This window comes from Bauldia litoralis, assembly GCF_900104485.1.
Taxonomy (GTDB): domain Bacteria; phylum Pseudomonadota; class Alphaproteobacteria; order Rhizobiales; family Kaistiaceae; genus Bauldia; species Bauldia litoralis.
Genome location: NZ_FMXQ01000009.1, coordinates 65,378 through 82,490 on the forward strand (window position 1 = coordinate 65,378; position 17,113 = coordinate 82,490).

A 17,113-nucleotide genomic window follows, 5' to 3' on the forward strand; every position below is an offset into this window, starting at 1 on the left:
CTTTCGGTTAGAGCGCACGGCGGTTCCTGAAGAGATAGAGCGGCAGGAGCAGCGCGGCGACATAGACGAGCAACGGCATGAAGGACTGGGCGAAGGCATACACCCCGACCACCCGCCGGTCGGCGCCGCTCGCAAGCGCCACGGCTTCGGTTGTGAGCGTCGGGATACGCCCGCCGCCGGCAAAGAGGGTCGGCAGGTATTGCGCGACGCTGGCGCTGAAGCCGACTGCTGCGGCGGTCAGCAGCGGCCTCAGAAGCATCGGCAGCTTGACGGTCAGCAGGATCCGTCCCGGCGATGCGCCGAGGGCCGCGGCAGAGCGGGCGTAACGCGGGTCGAGCGCCCGCCACGGATCGGCGAGCGACAGGAAGAGATAGGGCACGACGAAGATCAGGTGGGTCCAGGCGACGGCGAAGAAGCTGCCGTCGATGCCAAGGCGGACCAGCAGCACCTGGACGCCGAACAGGAAGGCGATCTGCGGCACGAGCAGCGGTATGTACATCAGCCTCAGGCTGGCGCGCTTCATCCGGTCGCTGTTGCTGCCCTCGTTCTCCAGCCAGCCGATGACCATCAGCAGGCCGACCAGCGTCGTCACCAGCCCGAGCGACAGCGTCATCCAGGCCGGGCGGCCGAGCATGGGCAGCTGGGCCGACCACGTCGCGAGGGTCCAGTCGACAGGCAGCGCGCCGGGATAGCGCCATGCCGTGGCGAAGGACCACAGTCCGGTCGCGAGCATCGACAGGGCGGCGAAGGCGAAGACCAGCGCAACGCCGGCGCCCGCGAGCCGGAGGCCCGGTTCACTGGCGACGCCACGGCCGCCGCGTGAAATCCAGAACCGCCCGACATGCGCCGCGATTCGCTCCGCCACCAACCACAGCCCGATCGCGAACAGCCCGATGGCGAGGAGCAGCACGGCAGCGGCGGCGCCGGGCAGGTAGGACGTGACGTCCGGGGCGAGCAGCCAGCGGAGCGCCAGGACGGCCAACGTCGGTGGATTGTCCGGGCCGAGGATCAGCGCCATGTCGACGACGGAGAGCGAAAAGACCAACACCGCCAGGATGGGCAGCCGGATCTGCGGATAGATCTGCGGCAGGATGACCTTGATCCACGCAATGCCGCGCCCGTAGCCGAGCGACCGGGCAGCCTTCATGTGCGCGTCGACCGGAACCTGGTTGAGCGCCGCCAGGATCATCAGCAGCAGGAAAGGCACCTCCTTGATCATCAGCGCGACGATCAGGGCGAGCCCCAGCGGATCGCCGACAGTGGCGAGGTCCGGCGGCGTCGACCACCCGGTCAGCCACGGCGAAACGAGTCGCGCGATCCAGCCGCTGGGCGCGATGACGAAGGCGAAACCGATGGCGATAGCCGCATGCGGCGAGGCCAGGATCGGCGCCAGCATGGCCTCCGCCCGGCGGAAGCCGAGCCGGCCATGGACCACCGCGCAGAAGCCGATCGAGAGCGCCAGCGAGAGCACGGTCGCCGCGACGCCGGTAAACGCGGAGAGCCAGGCAGCCGTCCACAGCCCGGGATAGGCGAAGACCTCGCGCCACGGCGACGACGCGACCCCCGAGCCGGCGACGGCCGGCAGGTGCCCGAATGCCGGGAGCAGGGTCCACCACAGGCCGACGGCGATCGGCAGGATGACAACCCCGCCGACCGCGATCAGTGGCCACCGTGCCGCCCGGCCGCCGCGTTGCGGCGACGATCGAGCGCCCGGTCGGGTCAGCGGGTGTAACGCCTGGTCCATTCGTCGACGATCCGGGTCATCCAGGTCGGATGGGGTTCGAGCAGGACGATGCCGAGCTCCTCGTTGCTCGGCAGGGCCGGAGCGGTTGGCAGGTCGAGAAAGGCCTGGCGCTGGTCGGCGTCGAGCTTGTCCATGTCGAGCACCGAGAAGCTGCCGAGAACCCGGATGTCCTGCGCCCGGGCCTGGGTCGCCGGCTCAAGCAGGAAGTTGGCGACCACCTTCGCGCCGTCCGGGTTGGCGGCGTTGTAGGGAATGGCGACGAAGCTGGTGTTGCCGATGGTGCCGCCGTCGAGCGTGTAGGCCCGGACCGTATCCGGGGCGAGCCCGGCGGCGATCCACCCGGCCGGCTCGGCCGGATCGAAAGAGATGGTCAGGTCGATCTCGGCGTCGTCGAGCAGCTGTCGTGCCGCGGGTCCGCTGTCCGGAAACTGCTCGCCGCCGCGCCACAGCAGAGGCCTCAGTTCGTCATACCAGGCCCACAGCGGCGCGGTGACGGTGTCGAAAGTCTCGTCGGTCGCAGGCTGCTGCAGGTCGGCAGGGTCGGGCGCCAGTTCGTAGAGCGCCTGCTTGAGGAAGGTCGCGCCGAGGAAATCCCGGACATTCGGATGGGCGAACCGGCCACGATGGTGCGCGGCCCAGTCGAGGAAGGCGGGAATCGACTTCGGCACCTCGCTCAGCCGCGCCGTATCGTAGGCGAAGACGATCTGCGCCATCCGCCACGGCGACTCCATGCCGTCGACCGGGACGGTGAAGTCCACGACATTCGACGGCTTGTCGGTCGTGTCGACATAGGCGTAGTTGGGCAGGCTCTCCGAAAACGGCCCGTGGAGCAGTCCCTGCTCCTTCATCGACAGGAAGTTGGCGCCGTTGATCCAGATGAGGTCGACGGATCCGCCGCTGTCCTTGCCGGCGGCCTTCTCGGCAAGCACCCGCGTCACGGCCTCGCCTGTGTCGGCCAGCTTGACGTGGCGCAGGGTGACGCCGTAGCGCTCGGCCACCTCATCGCCGACCCAGGCGATGAAGGCGTTGGTCCGCTCGTCGCCGCCCCAGGCGTTCCAGTAGACGGTGCTGCCATCGGCGCGCGACAGCGTCTCTTCCCAGGTGTCGGCAAGAGCCGGCGGCGCGGCGGTGAGGGCAAAAAACAGAGTCGCTGTAAGCAGGCTGCGGGCGGTCACGATTGGCTCCTGGAGAGTTCAGGACGGTCGGCAGGTACGGTTGCCGGCATCGGGTCCGGTCGGTGGTTGGCGAGGAAGCGGCGATCGATGGCGTCCTTGAGGCACCAGGCAAGGCGCCCACGCCAGTGGAGGCCGGCCCGGAGCGCAAGCCCCGTGTCGTCGCCGAGATTCATGATGGTCAGGAAGTGTTTCTGCGGCTCGAAGCGCGTCAGCGGTGTGCCCTCGAGGGTTGCCAGCATGTTGTGGAGGATGACCGGCGCCTGGCGCACCGCATAGACTCCGACGCGGGGGAGTGGCTCGCCATCGAACGCGATGCAGTCGCCGGCGGCGAAAACCGCCGTGTCGCCGGTCGAGCGAAGCCACGGATCGACATGCAACGAGCCGTCGCTGGCCAAAGGCAGGCCGAGGCCGGCGATGACCGGCGCGGGCGCCAGCCCGCTGGCATTGACGACGAAGTCGGCCGGCTCGATTCGACCGTCGGCGAGCGTGAGGACTCTATCGTCCACCGAGACCACCCGGCTGCCGTCGGGAACCGCGATACCGCGCCGGCGCAAGGCGTGGATGACGCCGGCGGCAATCGGTTTCGCCAGGTCGGCAAGCGGCCGGTCGCCGCCGTGAACCGTGATCGAGAACGGCGCGTCGAGCCGTTGGCCAAGCCGTTCGAGGCTGGCGGCGATCTCGAAGCCGGTCAGGCCTCCGCCGACGATCGCGATGCGTGTCTGGGCCTTCGGGTTCGTCTGGTGGCGCGTTTCCAGCGCGCCCCGCAGCCGGTCGAGATGGGCCACCGGCTTGACGTCGAAGACGTTGCGGTTGTCCCCGGGGAGGGGAACCGGGGCGCTGCCGAGATTGAGCGAGACGACGTCGAAGGGGACCGCGGTCCCGTCTTCGCTTACCAATCGGCGTGCAGCCCGGTCGATGGCTGCGAGGCAAGATCGGACGAGCGTTGCGCCGCTGCCGGCGATCAGCGCGGCGATGTCGATCCGCTCCGAACCCGGTCGATACTGCCCGGAAAGGACACCCGACGCCGCGCCGGAATACCAGAAGTCGTCCGGCGCGATAACCGTGAGGGCGTAACCGCGTGCCGCGAAGAGGCCAGCCTGTTTGAGAATGTGCAGGTGTGAGTGGCCGGCGCCGACCAGCACAATGGACCTGCCGACCGGAGACGCCGCTCCGCCCGGGTGCTGTGCGCTCCTGGCCATCATCCGAACCGGCCGAGAAAACGGACGATGCGCCGTGGCCATGGGCTGAACAGCTTCTTCGCATAATATTCGCCGGCGACACGCTTGCTGATCTCGCCCATCGTCGGGTAGGGCGCGATCATGCCGGCAACCGCCTTGGCGCCGAGCTTCTGCCCCATCGCCAGCGCCCACAGGTGGATCAGTTCGCCGGCATGGTCGCCGACGATGCTGGCGCCAAGGATGCGGCCGCGCTTGCCGAGCACGAGCTTGATCTGACCGTCGGTGCGATCCTCGGCGATGGCCCGGTCGATCTTGCCGAATGGCACGGTCAGCGCCTCGACCGACGATCCGATTTGCTCGCGCGCCTCGGCCTCGAGAAGGCCGACGCGAGCAAGCTCGGGATCGGTGAAGGTCACCCATGGCAGCGCCCGGTAGTCGACCTTCGCCGGCAGCCGGAACAGCGCGTTGCGGATGACGATGCCGGCCTGGTAGCCGGCGACATGGGTGAATTGCGGCCCGCCCGAGATGTCGCCAATCGCGAAGATCCGGCGGTTGGACGTCCGCAGCCGGTTGTCGACGGTGATCCCGGCCCGGGTGTGGTCGACGCCCGCCGCCTCGAGTCCGAGCCCATCGATCTGCGGCTTGCGGCCGGCAGCGACGAGGACGTGCGACACGGTGAGATCGCGCTCGCCGTCGGCATCGATCGTTGCCGTGATGGTCTCGCCCGACATCTGGAACCGCTTGACCCTGGCGCCTTCGAGGATGTCGATGCCTTCGGCGATCAGCCTGTCGCGGATGACGGCGGTGAGTTCCGGATCTTCCCTGGCCACGATCCGGTCGGCCTCGGCGACGGTGACCCGCGCGCCAAGCCGGCGATGGGCCTGCGCCATCTCGACGCCGATCGGCCCGCCGCCGACGACGAGCAGGTGTTCGGGCAATGTCCGGTTGGCGAAGATCGTCTCGTTGGTCAGGTAGGGCACCGTGTCGAGCCCGTCGATCGGCGGCGCCGCGGGGTTCGAACCGGTGGCAATGACGAAGCGCCGTGCCTTGACCGTGACGCCGTCGCCTTCGACGGTGTCGGGACCGGTGAAGGTCGCGTTCGACCGCACGACCGTCACGCCCAGCGACTCGAACCGCTCCTCGGAATCGTGCGGCGCGATGGTCGCGATGACGCGGTCGACCCGATCGACGGCGGCAGCGAAGTCGATTCCGGCGAGGTCGGCCTTGACGCCGAAGCCGGGCGCCGAACGAACCGCTTCGGCCGATCGCGCCGAAGCGATCAGCGCCTTCGAGGGGACACAGCCATAGTTGAGACATTCGCCGCCCATCTTGCGGCGTTCGAACAGCACGGTCCTTGCGCCCAGTTGCGCCGCTCCGGCAGCAACCGACAGGCCGGCGGAGCCGCCGCCGATGATGCAGATATCAACGTCGAGATGGCGCATTCAGCCCGTCCTCGCGGCGCGATAGCGCTTGTAGACCATGGGCGCCAGCGACAGGAGGGCGAGCGCGACCAGCGGCAGGATGACCGCCGGTGTCAGCACCGAGGCGAGATCGACCGGCTTGCCGGCGTCGAGCAGCGAGCCGATGCCGCTGCCGAAGCTGGCGAAGACCGCCGCGCCCGGGATGATCCCGACAAAGGTGGCGATGGTGAAGATGCCGAGCGACACGCCGAGCACCGCCGCGGCGAGGTTCACCAGCCAGAAGGGGAAGATCGGCAACAGGCGGAGAAACAGCAGGTAGCCGAGCGCATTGTCGGAAAACCCTCGCCGCAGGCGGTCGATCGTCCCGCCGGCGCGGCTCTGCAGCGAGCCGCCGAGGCCCAGCTTCACGAACAGGAAGAGGCCGATCGCGCCGAGCGTCGCGCCCAGCACGGCGTAGAGGGTGCCGAAGACCGGACCGAAGAGGAAACCGCTGGTGACGGTGAGCACCACCGCGCCGGGCACCGAGAAGGCGACGGCAACGGCATAGACGGCAATGAAGATCAGTGCGGCGCCGAGGCCGAGGCGGGCCACTTCGTCCAGCAGCCATTGCCGGTTCTCCGACAGGGCGCTGATCGAGAGATACTGGTCGAAGCCGGAGATCCGGACCAGAATGAAGGCGAGGACGAGCACAGCGACTGTGATCCCGGCGCGCAGCCACGTGCCCCGGCCACCGGTATCCTGTGCGTCCTGCGTCGAGGGGGCGTCCTGCATGCTCATGTGTCGCCTGGTCAATTCGTGGGTCACCTGCGATGGTGTCCCCTGGCAACACGGCTTGTTACACAAAGGGGCTCGCGGCCGGGTCACGGTGTCGTGAGCATCGCGGGATCAATCGGCGGCTTCGGCCAGCCGCGTCGATATCCGGCTGCTTTCGGAGAGCGTCTTGTGCACCGGGCAACGGTCGGCGATCTTGAGCAGTCGCTGGAGGACATCGTCGGGCGGCGCGCCTTCGATGGAGATGACCCGCTCGAACAGGCTGACGGTCCTGCCCTTGCCTTCAGCGCAGTCTTCGCAGTCCGCAGCATGCGTCCGCGAATGCGAGACCACGACCGAGATGCGGCCGATATCCATCTTCTTCCGCTCGGCATAAAGCCGCAGCGTCATCGTCGTGCAGGTGCCCAGGGCGGCGGAGAGCAGGTCATAGGGCGACGGTCCCGAGCCATCGCCGCCGACATCCGTCGGTTCGTCGGCCATCAGTGTATGCGGGCCGATCTGGACAAGTTGCTGGAATCGGCCTTCGCCGGATTCGGTGACGACGACGCCGTCAGCCTCGGTTGCCGCGTCGGTCATCGCATCGCCGACAAGGTAGCGCGCGGCCCAGTTGCTGATGATCGACGCGGCAAAGATCGCGTCGGATCGGTTCGACAGGAGATGGTCGGCGCCGTCGAGTGCGACGAAACTCTTGGGGTGGCGCGCGGCTTCGAAGATCGCCCGGGCGTTTTCGATCCCGACGATGGTGTCGGTCGGCGCGTGCAGGACGAGGAGCGCCCGCTTCAGCCCGGCGATCACCGACGTGACGTCCTGCGATCGCGCATCGTCGACGAAGTCGCGGCGGATGTTGAACTTCCGGCCGGCGAGAGTGACTTCGGCGATACCCTCGGTCTCGATCTTTTCCAGCGATGCATCGAAATTGTGGAGGACATGCTCGACATCCGCCGGCGCGCCGACGGTCGCCACCGCCCTGACTTCCGGGACCTGCGATGCGGCCATCAGGACCGCCGCGCCACCGAGGCTGTGGCCGATCATCAACTGCGGCGCCTGGTAGTGGCTGCGCAGGTGGTCGACCGCCTTGAGGATGTCGCTGACGTTGGACGAGAAGCTGGTATTGGCGAAGTCACCGCCCGAGGCCCCGAGCCCGGTGAAGTCGAAGCGCAGGACCGCGATGCCGCTCCGCGCCAGCTCGGTCGAGATCCGGGTCGCGGCGAAGACATCCTTCGAGCAGGTGAAGCAATGGGCGAAGACGGCATAGGCCCGCACCGCGCCGGCCGGCAGGTCAAGGCGCGCCGCCAGCGGCTCCTCGAGACTGCCTTCGAAGGTCACCCGTTCGGCTGAGAACATCGGTCTTCTCCCTTGTTGCTGGCGCTTTCGGCGTCCGGTCTCATTCCGGCGGCCGGGGCCGATCGCCCGCTGCGGCGCGCTGGCGAAAGGCCTCGACGAGCGGTTTGGACGGCAGCTCCTCGGGCATCAGCGTGTAGCCATGCCTGTCGATGAAACGGATGGTGGCCTGCATCTGCCCGACGAAGGCCCGGCAGTGTTTGCAGAGAAGAAGGTGCATCCGCAGGTTCGCTCTCGGCCAGAAGCCGAGCGTGCCGTCGAGATAGTCGTTGGTCTTCTCGCTCACGTCGCGACAGGTCAGCATCGGCTTGCCACATCCTCTGTTGGCGGGCCTGGCCGCCTCGATCGACGGTCCGATGCTATAGGGTCTTGCAAGATCGCCGCGCGTTACAAACAAATCCGGACCGGCAGACGTTCCCTGCCGGATCAATCGGCAAGCAGCCGCTCCATCGCTTCCCGGAGGGCGGCACGGGCGCGATGCAGGAGAACGCGCTGGTTGGCGTCGGATATGCCGAGGAGAACGCTGACCTCGGCGGCCTCCATATGCTCGATCGTCCGCAGGGTCACGACCGATCGTTGCCCGGGCGGCAGCGACGCGATCGCTTCGCCCGCCCGCGCCAGCATGTCCTTGTCGGCAACGATCCTCTCCGGCGTCAGGTCATCCCAGGCCGCCGGAAAGTCGGCCCAAGCCCCGGACGGCTTGAACCGCGCCGGGTCGACTGCCGGCGTGTCTTCGCCGGTCTCGCCCGCGAAATCGGCCACCTGGACCATGCGTCCGTCGCGCACGGCCCGGGTCCGCGCCTTGTTGGCGAGGATGGCAAAGATCCAGTTCTTCAGCGACGAGCGGCCCTCGAAGGTATCCAGCCCCTCGATCACCGCCAGCCAGGTATCCTGAACCACTTCCTCCGCCGTCGCCCGGCTGCGAACGAACGCCTGGGCCACCGCGATCAGGCTCGCCTGGTGCCGGGTCACCACCGTGCGGAAGGCTTGCTCGTCCCCGGCGCGCAAACGGCAATAGAGGTTGGCTGGCTGCGTCATGCTCGCTCGGGTTCGGTGCCGCCCCGCGTCGAGATTGCTCACGCGGGGCCGGCGGCTCGTCCATGGGCGCATTCACACCCCGGCTCGGACGACGGAACCTAGCAAAGGCGCACCGCGCCGTGGGTCACATTGCAATCAGGCGCGGTTTTCGACCGCTCAAGCCTTTGCGAGCGCGGCGTGAGGTACGCCGGACCAACCGCGCAGGGCCACGGACGGCCTCAGGCCTGCTTGAGGCCCGGCTCGTCCGCCTCCGCCTCGGCGACATGCCGCTTCACCGCGAAGAAGCTGTCTGGCGTCACCGAAATGGAGTTGATGCCGCAACCCACCAGAAACCGCGCGAATTCGGGATGATCGCTGGGCGCCTGGCCGCAAAGGCCGATCTTGGCGCCCGCCTTGTGAGCTGCCCCGATCACGCTCGAGATCATCCATTCGACCGCCTCGTCCTGCTCGTCGAAAAGTCCCGCGAGTTCCTCCGAATCGCGGTCGACGCCAAGTGTCAGCTGGGTGAGGTCGTTCGATCCGATCGAGAACCCGTCGAAGCGCCGGGCAAAGGCGTCGGCCAGGATGACGTTGGAGGGAATCTCGCACATCACGTAGACCTCGAGGCCGTCCTCGCCGCGCCGCAGCCCGTTTTCGACCATCACCTTGAGCACCTTGTCGGCTTCCTTGACCGACCGGCAGAAGGGGATCATCACGACGACATTCTTGAAGCCCATCTCGTTGCGCAGCCGCTGGATCGCGCGGCATTCGAGCGCGAAGCCTTCCCGGTAGCGCGGCGAGTAGTAACGCGATGCGCCGCGGAACCCGATCATCGGGTTTTCCTCGTCGGGTTCGAATTCGCGACCGCCGACCAGACCGGCATATTCGTTGGTCTTGAAGTCGCTCATCCGGATGATGACCGGCTTGGGATGGACGACCGCCGCGATCCGGGCGAGACCGCGCGACAGCGTGTCGATGAAATACTCGGTCTTGTCGTCATAGTTGACCGTGATCGCATCGATCTCGGCCTTGGCCGCCTCGTCCTTGAGCGAGTCGTAGCGGACCAGCGCCATCGGATGCACCCGCACCTGGTTGGTGACGACGAACTCCATCCGCGCGAGGCCGACACCGTCAGCCGGAACCTGCCACCAGTTGAAGGCCGCGGCCGGATTGGCGAGGTTGAGCATCACCTTGGTCCGGGTCCCCGGCAGGCTGGAGAGGTCGAGCTCGTCGACCTCGAATTTTGCCGTGCCCTCATAGACGAAACCCTGGTCCCCCTCGGCGCAGGAGACCGTGACTTCCTGGTCCGTGTGCAACACATGGGTGGCGTTGCCGGTGCCGACGACCGCGGTCAGGCCGAGTTCGCGACTGACAATCGCCGCGTGCGAGGTCCGGCCGCCATGGTCGGTGATGATCGCCGCGGCGCGCTTCATGATCGGCACCCAGTCCGGGTCGGTGATCCCGGTGACGAGGATCGATCCGTCGACGAACTTGTCGATGTCGCGGACGTCCTCGATCAGGCAGACCCGGCCGGCGGTGATCGCGCCGCCGATGCTGAGTCCGGTGGTGAGGATCTTGCCCTTTTCCAGCACGCGATAGGCCTTGAAGGTGTTGGCCTCGCGCCGCGACTGCACGGTTTCCGGCCGCGCCTGGACGATGAAGATGTCGCCACTGTCGCCGTCCTTGGCCCATTCCATGTCCATCGGGCAGCCGTAATGCGCCTCGATGGTCGTCGCCCAGCGCGCCAGGAGAACGATCTCCTGGTCGCTGAGCACGAAGGCGGCCCGTTCGGCCCTGGAGGTCGGAACGTTCTTGGTCGGCTCGTCGCCGGTGGCGTAGATCATCTTGATCGCCTTCTCGCCGAGCGTTTTCTCGACGATCGGCAGCAGCGACTCGTCGGCGAGCAGCGGCTTGAAGACCTGGTAGGCGTCGGGATCGACCGCGCCCTGGACGACGTTCTCGCCAAGCCCCCAGGCGGCGTCGATGCGCACGACCTTGTCGAAGCCGGTCTCGGTATCGATCGAGAACATCACGCCGGAACCGCCGATGTCAGAGCGCACCATCTGCTGGACGCCGATCGACAGGGCGACCTGCAGGTGGTCGAAGCCCTTGACCTGACGATAGGAGATCGCCCGGTCGGTAAACAGCGACGCGTAGCAACGACGGCAGGCGTCGAGCAGGGCGCGCTCGCCGCGGATGTTGAGGAAGGTTTCCTGCTGGCCGGCAAAGCTGGCATCCGGCAGGTCCTCGGCAGTGGCGGATGAACGAACCGCGACATCGAGTTCGCTGCGCCCGGCGCGTTTGCCGAGTTCCTTGTAGGAGGTGAAGATCGTGGCGGCGGTGTCCTCCGGCCATTCGCCGTGAAGGAAGGCGGTTCGGATCGCCTGCCCGGTTTCCGCCAGCGATTTTTTCCCGGCCGCCATCTCGTCGAGATGATCCGAGATCACCTGCCGAAGACCGTTCGCCTCGACATAGCGCCAGTAGGCGCTTGCCGTGGTGGCGAAGCCCGGCGGCACCCGAACGCCCTTGCCCGAGAGGGTCTGGACCATTTCGCCCAGCGAGGAATTCTTGCCGCCGACGAGTCCGACATGGGTCCGCTTGACGGCTTCAAACCAAAGAACGTCGGGTTGGTCAGTCATGTCTTCACTCCCCAGTCGCCGCTGTTGCCTGAAAGGCGTCGAAGGCGCGGAGTGCCTCGCCGCCATAGACCATCGACGGTCCGCCACCCATCTGGATGGCGACGCCGATGGTCTCGAGCACTTCCTCCCGCGAAGCACCGAGTTCGCTGACGCGCTTGGCGTGATAGGCGACGCAGCCGTCGCAACGTGACGCGACGCAAAGGGCCAGCGCGATGAGTTCTTTGAATTTGATGCTGAGTGCGCCGTCGAAGTAGGCGCCCTTGCCCAGGGCGGCGAAGCCGGCCATTGCGTCCGGTAGCCCCTTGCGCAGGGCCGCCGCCGAAGTGGACACTTCCTGCGCCATCTCCCGGTAGTCTTTCATCGGGACCTCCCCTGCGGCCTGCGTGATCTACGCAGTGCGCGTTATCTCTAGTGAGCCTGACCAACGGCGCGGCGCAGGCATTGACTCACGTCAACGGCGCTCGCATCCGCGTTCAATTGTTGAGGTGGCCGAGGGCCCGTTTGTCGCGGAGGACGATGCGCCGCGAGGTCGGTATCTCGATGGCGCGATCGTCTTCGAGCCGGGTCAGTGTTCGCGAGACCGTCTCGATGGTGAGGCCGAGATAGTCGGCGATGTCCTGCCGGGACATCGGCAGGTCGACGATGATGTCGGACCGGCCGCGGCCGGCCATGTCGAGCAGGAAAGTGGCAACCCGCTCCTGCGCGCGCTTGCGACCAAGAACGAGAAGATGATCCTGTGTCCGGCGGAGTTCTCTTGCCGTATGGGTCCACAGTTCGGACGCAAGCGTGGCGTCGCTGACCGCGAGAGCCACCAGGCTGCTGCGCTTGGCGACAAGCACCACGGCGTCGGCAATAGCCTCCGCGGTGAATTGGCGTTCGCTGCCGACCTCAAGGCCGAAGACGTCGCCCGCAATGTGAAATTCGCCGATCTGCCGCCGCCCGTCGCTGAGGAGCTTGTACGTCCGCACGGCGCCGGAAACGACCTTGTAGACGTTGTCGACCGGCTCGCCTTCGCCGTAGATCTCGGCATTCCGGGCGTAGCGAATCGACATGCCGGCCGTCGACAATGCCGCGGACAGGGGCTGGGGCTGCCCGGCCGCGGCTTCGATGGCCGCGACCTTTTGTGCCGTCGGGCGTGTAAGTTGGGATGTTTCCTGATGCAGCATGGCGAAAGGCTCTCCCGTTGACGTGTTTGATCGTGGTCAAAACGTAACGACGGGTGGTGGACTCGAAAATTCGGGTAATCTCCCTACGGGATATCCCGTAGGCGTCGGTGGGGAAGGATCAGTGTTGCCTGAGGCCAGATAATGGGACCGGCGGAAAGCCATCGCGAACCGCCACTCGTCCGGCCCGGACCGTCGGGCCCGACGGGTGTGGCGCTGCGTTACGGGCTTCCCTTCGGGGCGGTGGCGGTGGCGATCTTCGCCTGTTGGTCGATCTGCGGCCGCACAGCCGATCCGTCGCTTTTCCTGTTTGGTGGCGTCGCCGTCGTGGTCTCGGCCGCCTATGGCGGGCTGGGTCCGGGGTTGCTGGCCACCGCGCTCGTCGTCGCCGCCGCTCTCTCAAGCGCCTATTTCGTCGGCGGGCAGGTCGACATCGTCAAGTCGTTCGTCTTTGTGTTTCTCGGAGCGGCGATCGCGACAATGGGCGAAAGGCTGCATCGCCTGCGCGCTGAGACCGCCGCCTTCGCCAGCGACCTGCTGGCGCGCGAGGCGCATCTCAAATCGATTCTCGACACCGTGCCGGACGCGATGATCGTGATCGACGAAGCCGGCATCATGCAGTCCTTCTCGACGGCCGCCGAGCGCCTGTTCGGCTATTCGCCGGACGATGCGATCGGCAAGAACGTCAAGATTCTGATGCCGTCCCCCTACCGGGAGGATCACGATCGCTACCTCGCCCGCTACATGACCACTGGCGAGCGCCGGATCATCGGGGTCGGGCGCCTGGTGGTCGGGCAGCGCGCCGACGGCTCGACCTTCCCGATGGAGCTGGCCGTGGGCGAGATGATTTCCCGGGACAGCCGCTTCTTCACGGGTTTTGTCCGGGATCTGTCCGAGCGCCAGGAGACGGAGGTCCGATTGCAGGAATTGCAGTCGGAGCTGGTCCATATCTCACGCCTCAGCGCCATGGGCGAAATGGCCTCGACACTGGCCCACGAGATCAATCAGCCGTTGTCGGCGATCACCAACTACATCAGCGGCTCGCGCCGGCTCCTCGACTCGAAGGCCGAGGGAGCGGACACGAAGCTGCGCGACGCGCTCGACAAGGCCGCCGAACAGGCCTTGCGCGCCGGTCAGATCATCCGTCACCTCCGGGAATTCGTCAGCCGTGGCGAGAGCGAGAAACGCGGCGAGAGCGTCTCCCGGATGATCGAGGAGGCGGCCGCGCTGGCGCTGGTTGGCGCCAAGGAGCGCGGCATTCGTGTCCGCTACGAAATCGCCAGCGATATCGGCCATGTTCTTGCCGATCGGGTGCAGATCGAGCAGGTGCTGTTGAACCTGATCCGCAACGCGATCGAGGCGATGACCGAGGCCGCATCCGAGCCCAGGGAACTCAGAATAGGGGCGCGCCGGGTATCGGACGGCAAGGCCGAAATCGCGGTTGCCGATACCGGTCCCGGCATCTCGGCCGATGTGGCGGATCGCCTCTTCTCGCCCTTCGTCACGACCAAGGTGCAGGGCATGGGCGTCGGCTTGTCGATCTCGCGCACCATCGTCAACGCCCATGGCGGGACGATCGCCGTCGAGACCACGCCCGGCAAGGGCACGACCTTCCGTTTCACGTTGAAGATCATCGATACCGCAGGCAGAGAAGATGACGAATAGCGCCATTGTTCATGTGATCGACGACGACCGGGATGTTCGCGAGTCGCTGTCCTTCCTGCTCGATACTGCGGGCCTGACGGTGCGGGCCTTCGAGTCCGGGGTGGCTTTCCTCGATGCGTTGCCGCGCGGCGAGCGGGGCTGCGTCGTCTCCGACGTGCGGATGCCGGGGATCAGCGGCACCGAACTTCTGGCCAGGCTGCGCGAGATGGGTGTCGGCATGCCGGTGATCATCATCACCGGCCACGGCGACGTGCCGCTGGCGGTCGAGGCGATGAAGCTCGGCGCTTTCGATTTCATCGAGAAGCCCTTCGACGACTCGGTCCTTGTCGCGGCGGTCGAGGCGGCTTTGCGTGAGGACGAGCGGCGCGAGGATGACCACGCGGCAAAGGCGGATGTGGTCGCCCGGTTGGCGATGCTGTCGCAACGGGAAAGCCAGGTCCTTGAAGGCCTGGTTGCCGGCCTTCCCAACAAGACGATCGCCTACGATCTCGGCATCAGCCCGCGCACGGTCGAGGTCTATCGCGCCAACGTCATGACCAAGATGGAAGCGGCGAGCCTCTCCGACCTTGTTCGGATGGCGATCCTCGCCGGCGCGGTCTCGAAGAGCGGCGATTAGGGCCTGCCGCCCTCGACATCGGTATCGTCGAGGACCCGCAGCGCGGCGCCATCGAGATCCTCATACTGGCCGTTGCGCAGGGACCACAGGAAACCGAACAGGCCCACCAGTCCCAGGAAAAGCGCCAGCGGCACGAGGTAGAGGAGAACCGTCATGGCGCCGACGGTTCCCGGACAAGCGTGGACGCAACGCCGTCATCGCGCTTCGCGACCGGCAGGCGGGGGCGGGCGCGCAGGGCGTTCAGTGTGACGGCGATCGACGAGCCGGACATGGCGAGCGCGGCGATCAGCGGTGTCACGATGCCGAGGATCGCCAGCGGTACGGCGGCAAGATTGTAGATGACCGAGAAGCCGAGATTCTGGTTCATCAGCCGCCGGGCGCGCCGGCCGATGTCGAAGGCCTCGACGACCGGGCCGAGCCGCTCGCCCAGAAACACCGCGTCGGCCTGCGCCTGGGTGATGTCGAGGGCGCTGATCGGCGACAGCGAGACGTGGGCTTCGGCCAGCGCCGGGGCGTCGTTCAGCCCGTCGCCGATCATCGCCACCCGGTGGCCCGCGGCGGCAAGCGCCAGCAGCGCGGCGATCTTGTCGGCCGGCTTCATCCCCGCGACATAGGGAACGCCCAGCGTCGCGGCGACCGGCGCCACGGCCGCGTCCCGATCGCCGGAGAGGATCCGGCAATCGAAGCCGCGCGATTTCAGCGCCGTGATAACCGCCGCCGCATCGGGCTTCAGTGTCTGCGCGATGGCGAAGGTCGCGACCGTGTCGCCGTGGCGGAACCAGAGATGCGAGGCAGCCCCGTTGTCCATGTTCGCATTGGTCCTTTCGGGGACATCGCAGAACGCGGCGCTGCCGAGGCGCGCTTCCATGCCGTCGACCGTCGCGACGATGCCGCGCCCAGCCTCCTCCCGCGCATCGGCAAGGGGAATCTCGCTATGGGCTTCCATCGCCAGCGCCCGGGCCAGCGGATGGCGGCTGGCGAGCGCCAGCCGGGCGGCCGTCCGCAGCACCTCTGGAGGGATCGCTCCCGCATTAACGACATGCGGTTCGGCCGTGGTCAGGGTGCCGGTCTTGTCGAAGACGATGGTGTCGACCTCGGCAAGCCGCTCCAGCGCGTCGCCGGCATTGAGGAAGATACCCCGGCGAAACAGCGCGCCGGCGGCCGCGACCTGAACCGCGGGAATCGCGAGCGCCAGGGCGCAGGGGCAGGTGATGATCAGCACGGCGGTGGCGACCAGCACCGCCTGGTGGATGCCGGCGCCGGCGACAAGCCAGCCGATCGCAGCGAGGAGCGCGGTCAGGTGGACGACCGGGGCATAGAGCCGGGCGGCGCGATCGGCGAGCTTGACCCGGCGCGACCGCGCCTCGGTCGCCTTGTCGAGAAGGCGCTGGACCTCGTCGACCAGCGACTCGCCGGACAGCGCCGTCGCCTTGACGGTCAGCGCACCGGCGAGGTTCAGCGTGCCGGCATAGACCGGATCGCCCTGGCGAACCGCGCGTGGCGCGGTCTCGCCGGTGATCAGGCTTTCGTCCACCGACGACGTTCCGGCGGTGATGCTGCCGTCGGCGGCGATCCGCTGGCCGGGCTGGACCAGGATCGATCGGCCGACATGGATGGCGGCCGCCGGCACCGTCCGAGTGTTGCCGTCCGGCTGGATCAGCTCGGCCGTTTCGCCCTTGAGGGCCGCCAGGTTGCCGGCCATCGTCCGCGTGCGCCGGCGCATCGCCTGGTCGAGGGTGCGGCCGGCGAGCAGGAAGAAGAGCAGCATGATGGCGCTGTCGAAATAGGCGTGCTCGGCCGAGATCGCGGTCTCGTAGAGCGAGACGCCGAGCGCCAGGAGGACGCCGATCGAGATTGGCACGTCCATGTTGGTGCGCCGCGCCTTCAGTGCCGTCCACGCGCTGGCGAAGAACGGACGCCCGGCATAGGCGACGGCCGGCAGCGCGATCAGCGCCGACAGCCAGTGAAAGAGGTCGCGGGTTTCCGGGGTGATGTCGGTGAAATTGCCGGCCCAGACCGAGACCGACAGGAGCATGATGTTCATTGCCGCGAAGCCGGCGACCGCGAGGGCGCGGAGCAGCCGCTTCATCTCGGCGTCGCTCTCCGCTTCGCCCGCGCCGGTGGCGAAGGGACGCGCCCGGAAACCGCCCTTGTCGAGGGCCTCGACCAGCGACGCCGGCTCGACCGCGCCCTGCCGCCAGTCGATGCCGACCCGCCGCAGCGTGAAATTGACGCGCGCTTCGGTGACGCCGGGAATGTCGGTCAACCGGCGTTCGATGGCGCCGATGCAGCCGGCGCAGTGGATGCCCTCGACCGCCAGGTCGAGGTGGCAGGCGCCATCGTTGCCGGCTGTCACATAGTGGGAGAGGTCGACGGCACTCAT

15 protein-coding genes are annotated in these 17,113 nt (G+C 67.3%); 2 read left to right on the forward strand and 13 right to left on the reverse strand.

The features are described 5' to 3' along the window. Positions 1-7: 7 nt before the first annotated feature. The 11 genes from BLT60_RS19405 to BLT60_RS19455 form a co-directional block, all read right to left on the reverse strand. Entirely contained in the window at positions 8-1,744 is a 1,737-nt protein-coding gene (locus BLT60_RS19405; protein WP_090879087.1) for an ABC transporter permease, read from the reverse strand. Beyond that, positions 1,720-2,922 (reverse strand): ABC transporter substrate-binding protein, encoded by a 1,203-nt coding sequence (locus tag BLT60_RS19410; RefSeq protein WP_425285038.1) that lies wholly within the window; start codon positions 2,920-2,922, stop codon positions 1,720-1,722. The genes BLT60_RS19405 and BLT60_RS19410 overlap by 25 nt, the downstream gene beginning before the upstream one ends. Next, on the reverse strand, positions 2,916-4,118 hold the full coding sequence (locus tag BLT60_RS19415) for an NAD(P)/FAD-dependent oxidoreductase (RefSeq protein ID WP_175478542.1): 1,203 nt from the start codon (positions 4,116-4,118) through the stop codon (positions 2,916-2,918). The genes BLT60_RS19410 and BLT60_RS19415 overlap by 7 nt, the downstream gene beginning before the upstream one ends. Continuing rightward, on the reverse strand, positions 4,118-5,539 hold the full coding sequence (locus BLT60_RS19420; protein ID WP_090879089.1) for a dihydrolipoyl dehydrogenase family protein: 1,422 nt from the start codon (positions 5,537-5,539) through the stop codon (positions 4,118-4,120). The genes BLT60_RS19415 and BLT60_RS19420 overlap by 1 nt, the downstream gene beginning before the upstream one ends. Then, positions 5,540-6,295, reverse strand: coding sequence for a TVP38/TMEM64 family protein (locus BLT60_RS19425; protein ID WP_090879091.1), 756 nt, complete (start codon positions 6,293-6,295; stop codon positions 5,540-5,542). A gap of 108 nt (positions 6,296-6,403) precedes the next feature. After that, the gene (locus BLT60_RS19430; RefSeq protein ID WP_090879093.1) at positions 6,404-7,633 is read right to left on the reverse strand and encodes a bifunctional alpha/beta hydrolase/OsmC family protein; all 1,230 of its coding nucleotides are present in this window, start codon (positions 7,631-7,633) and stop codon (positions 6,404-6,406) included. A 40-nt stretch (positions 7,634-7,673) separates the two neighbouring features. After that, positions 7,674-7,934, reverse strand: coding sequence for a zf-HC2 domain-containing protein (locus BLT60_RS19435; protein ID WP_090879325.1), 261 nt, complete (start codon positions 7,932-7,934; stop codon positions 7,674-7,676). A 122-nt stretch (positions 7,935-8,056) separates the two neighbouring features. Further along, entirely contained in the window at positions 8,057-8,668 is a 612-nt protein-coding gene (locus BLT60_RS19440) for an RNA polymerase sigma factor (RefSeq protein WP_090879095.1), read from the reverse strand. A 218-nt stretch (positions 8,669-8,886) separates the two neighbouring features. After that, positions 8,887-11,286, reverse strand: coding sequence for a phosphoenolpyruvate synthase (ppsA, locus tag BLT60_RS19445; protein WP_090879097.1), 2,400 nt, complete (start codon positions 11,284-11,286; stop codon positions 8,887-8,889). Positions 11,287-11,290: 4 nt separating this feature from the next. Then, on the reverse strand, positions 11,291-11,647 hold the full coding sequence (locus tag BLT60_RS19450; RefSeq protein WP_090879099.1) for a carboxymuconolactone decarboxylase family protein: 357 nt from the start codon (positions 11,645-11,647) through the stop codon (positions 11,291-11,293). A gap of 112 nt (positions 11,648-11,759) precedes the next feature. Next, positions 11,760-12,338 (reverse strand): helix-turn-helix domain-containing protein, encoded by a 579-nt coding sequence (locus BLT60_RS19455; RefSeq protein WP_244521347.1) that lies wholly within the window; start codon positions 12,336-12,338, stop codon positions 11,760-11,762. Positions 12,339-12,593: 255 nt separating this feature from the next. Between BLT60_RS19455 and BLT60_RS19460 the strand changes: the two genes are divergently transcribed. Both BLT60_RS19460 and fixJ read left to right on the forward strand, forming a co-directional pair. After that, positions 12,594-14,114, forward strand: coding sequence for a PAS domain-containing sensor histidine kinase (locus BLT60_RS19460; RefSeq protein WP_090879103.1), 1,521 nt, complete (start codon positions 12,594-12,596; stop codon positions 14,112-14,114). Continuing rightward, positions 14,104-14,730: a response regulator FixJ gene (gene fixJ, locus BLT60_RS19465; protein ID WP_090879105.1), complete on the forward strand. Its 627-nt coding sequence runs from the start codon at positions 14,104-14,106 to the stop codon at positions 14,728-14,730. Before BLT60_RS19460 ends, fixJ begins: the two co-directional genes overlap by 11 nt. Here fixJ and ccoS read toward each other — a convergent pair. Together ccoS and BLT60_RS19475 are read right to left on the reverse strand one after the other, a co-directional pair. Further along, a complete protein-coding gene (ccoS, locus tag BLT60_RS19470) occupies positions 14,727-14,885 on the reverse strand; it encodes a cbb3-type cytochrome oxidase assembly protein CcoS (protein ID WP_090879108.1) in 159 nt (52 codons plus the stop codon). The two genes, fixJ and ccoS, sit on opposite strands and share 4 nt — an antisense overlap. Next, on the reverse strand, positions 14,882-17,113 hold the full coding sequence (locus BLT60_RS19475) for a heavy metal translocating P-type ATPase (protein ID WP_090879110.1): 2,232 nt from the start codon (positions 17,111-17,113) through the stop codon (positions 14,882-14,884). The genes ccoS and BLT60_RS19475 overlap by 4 nt, the downstream gene beginning before the upstream one ends.

What these genes read in the sequence shown, in the direction of transcription:
- BLT60_RS19425 (WP_090879091.1), bottom strand. Translation starts at nt 6,295, where the DNA reads ATGAGCATGCAGGACGCCCCCTCGACGCAGGACGCACAGGATACCGGT.
- ppsA (WP_090879097.1), bottom strand. Translation starts at nt 11,286, where the DNA reads ATGACTGACCAACCCGACGTTCTTTGGTTTGAAGCCGTCAAGCGGACC.
- BLT60_RS19455 (WP_244521347.1), bottom strand. Translation starts at nt 12,338, where the DNA reads ATGTCGATTCGCTACGCCCGGAATGCCGAGATCTACGGCGAAGGCGAG.
- BLT60_RS19430 (WP_090879093.1), bottom strand. Translation starts at nt 7,633, where the DNA reads ATGTTCTCAGCCGAACGGGTGACCTTCGAAGGCAGTCTCGAGGAGCCG.
- BLT60_RS19435 (WP_090879325.1), bottom strand. Translation starts at nt 7,934, where the DNA reads ATGCTGACCTGTCGCGACGTGAGCGAGAAGACCAACGACTATCTCGAC.
- BLT60_RS19415 (WP_175478542.1), bottom strand. Translation starts at nt 4,118, where the DNA reads ATGGCCAGGAGCGCACAGCACCCGGGCGGAGCGGCGTCTCCGGTCGGC.
- BLT60_RS19460 (WP_090879103.1), top strand. Translation starts at nt 12,594, where the DNA reads ATGGGACCGGCGGAAAGCCATCGCGAACCGCCACTCGTCCGGCCCGGA.
- fixJ (WP_090879105.1), top strand. Translation starts at nt 14,104, where the DNA reads ATGACGAATAGCGCCATTGTTCATGTGATCGACGACGACCGGGATGTT.
- BLT60_RS19475 (WP_090879110.1), bottom strand. Translation starts at nt 17,113, where the DNA reads ATGAGTGCCGTCGACCTCTCCCACTATGTGACAGCCGGCAACGATGGC.
- BLT60_RS19450 (WP_090879099.1), bottom strand. Translation starts at nt 11,647, where the DNA reads ATGAAAGACTACCGGGAGATGGCGCAGGAAGTGTCCACTTCGGCGGCG.
- BLT60_RS19440 (WP_090879095.1), bottom strand. Translation starts at nt 8,668, where the DNA reads ATGACGCAGCCAGCCAACCTCTATTGCCGTTTGCGCGCCGGGGACGAG.
- ccoS (WP_090879108.1), bottom strand. Translation starts at nt 14,885, where the DNA reads ATGACGGTTCTCCTCTACCTCGTGCCGCTGGCGCTTTTCCTGGGACTG.
- BLT60_RS19405 (WP_090879087.1), bottom strand. Translation starts at nt 1,744, where the DNA reads ATGGACCAGGCGTTACACCCGCTGACCCGACCGGGCGCTCGATCGTCG.
- BLT60_RS19420 (WP_090879089.1), bottom strand. Translation starts at nt 5,539, where the DNA reads ATGCGCCATCTCGACGTTGATATCTGCATCATCGGCGGCGGCTCCGCC.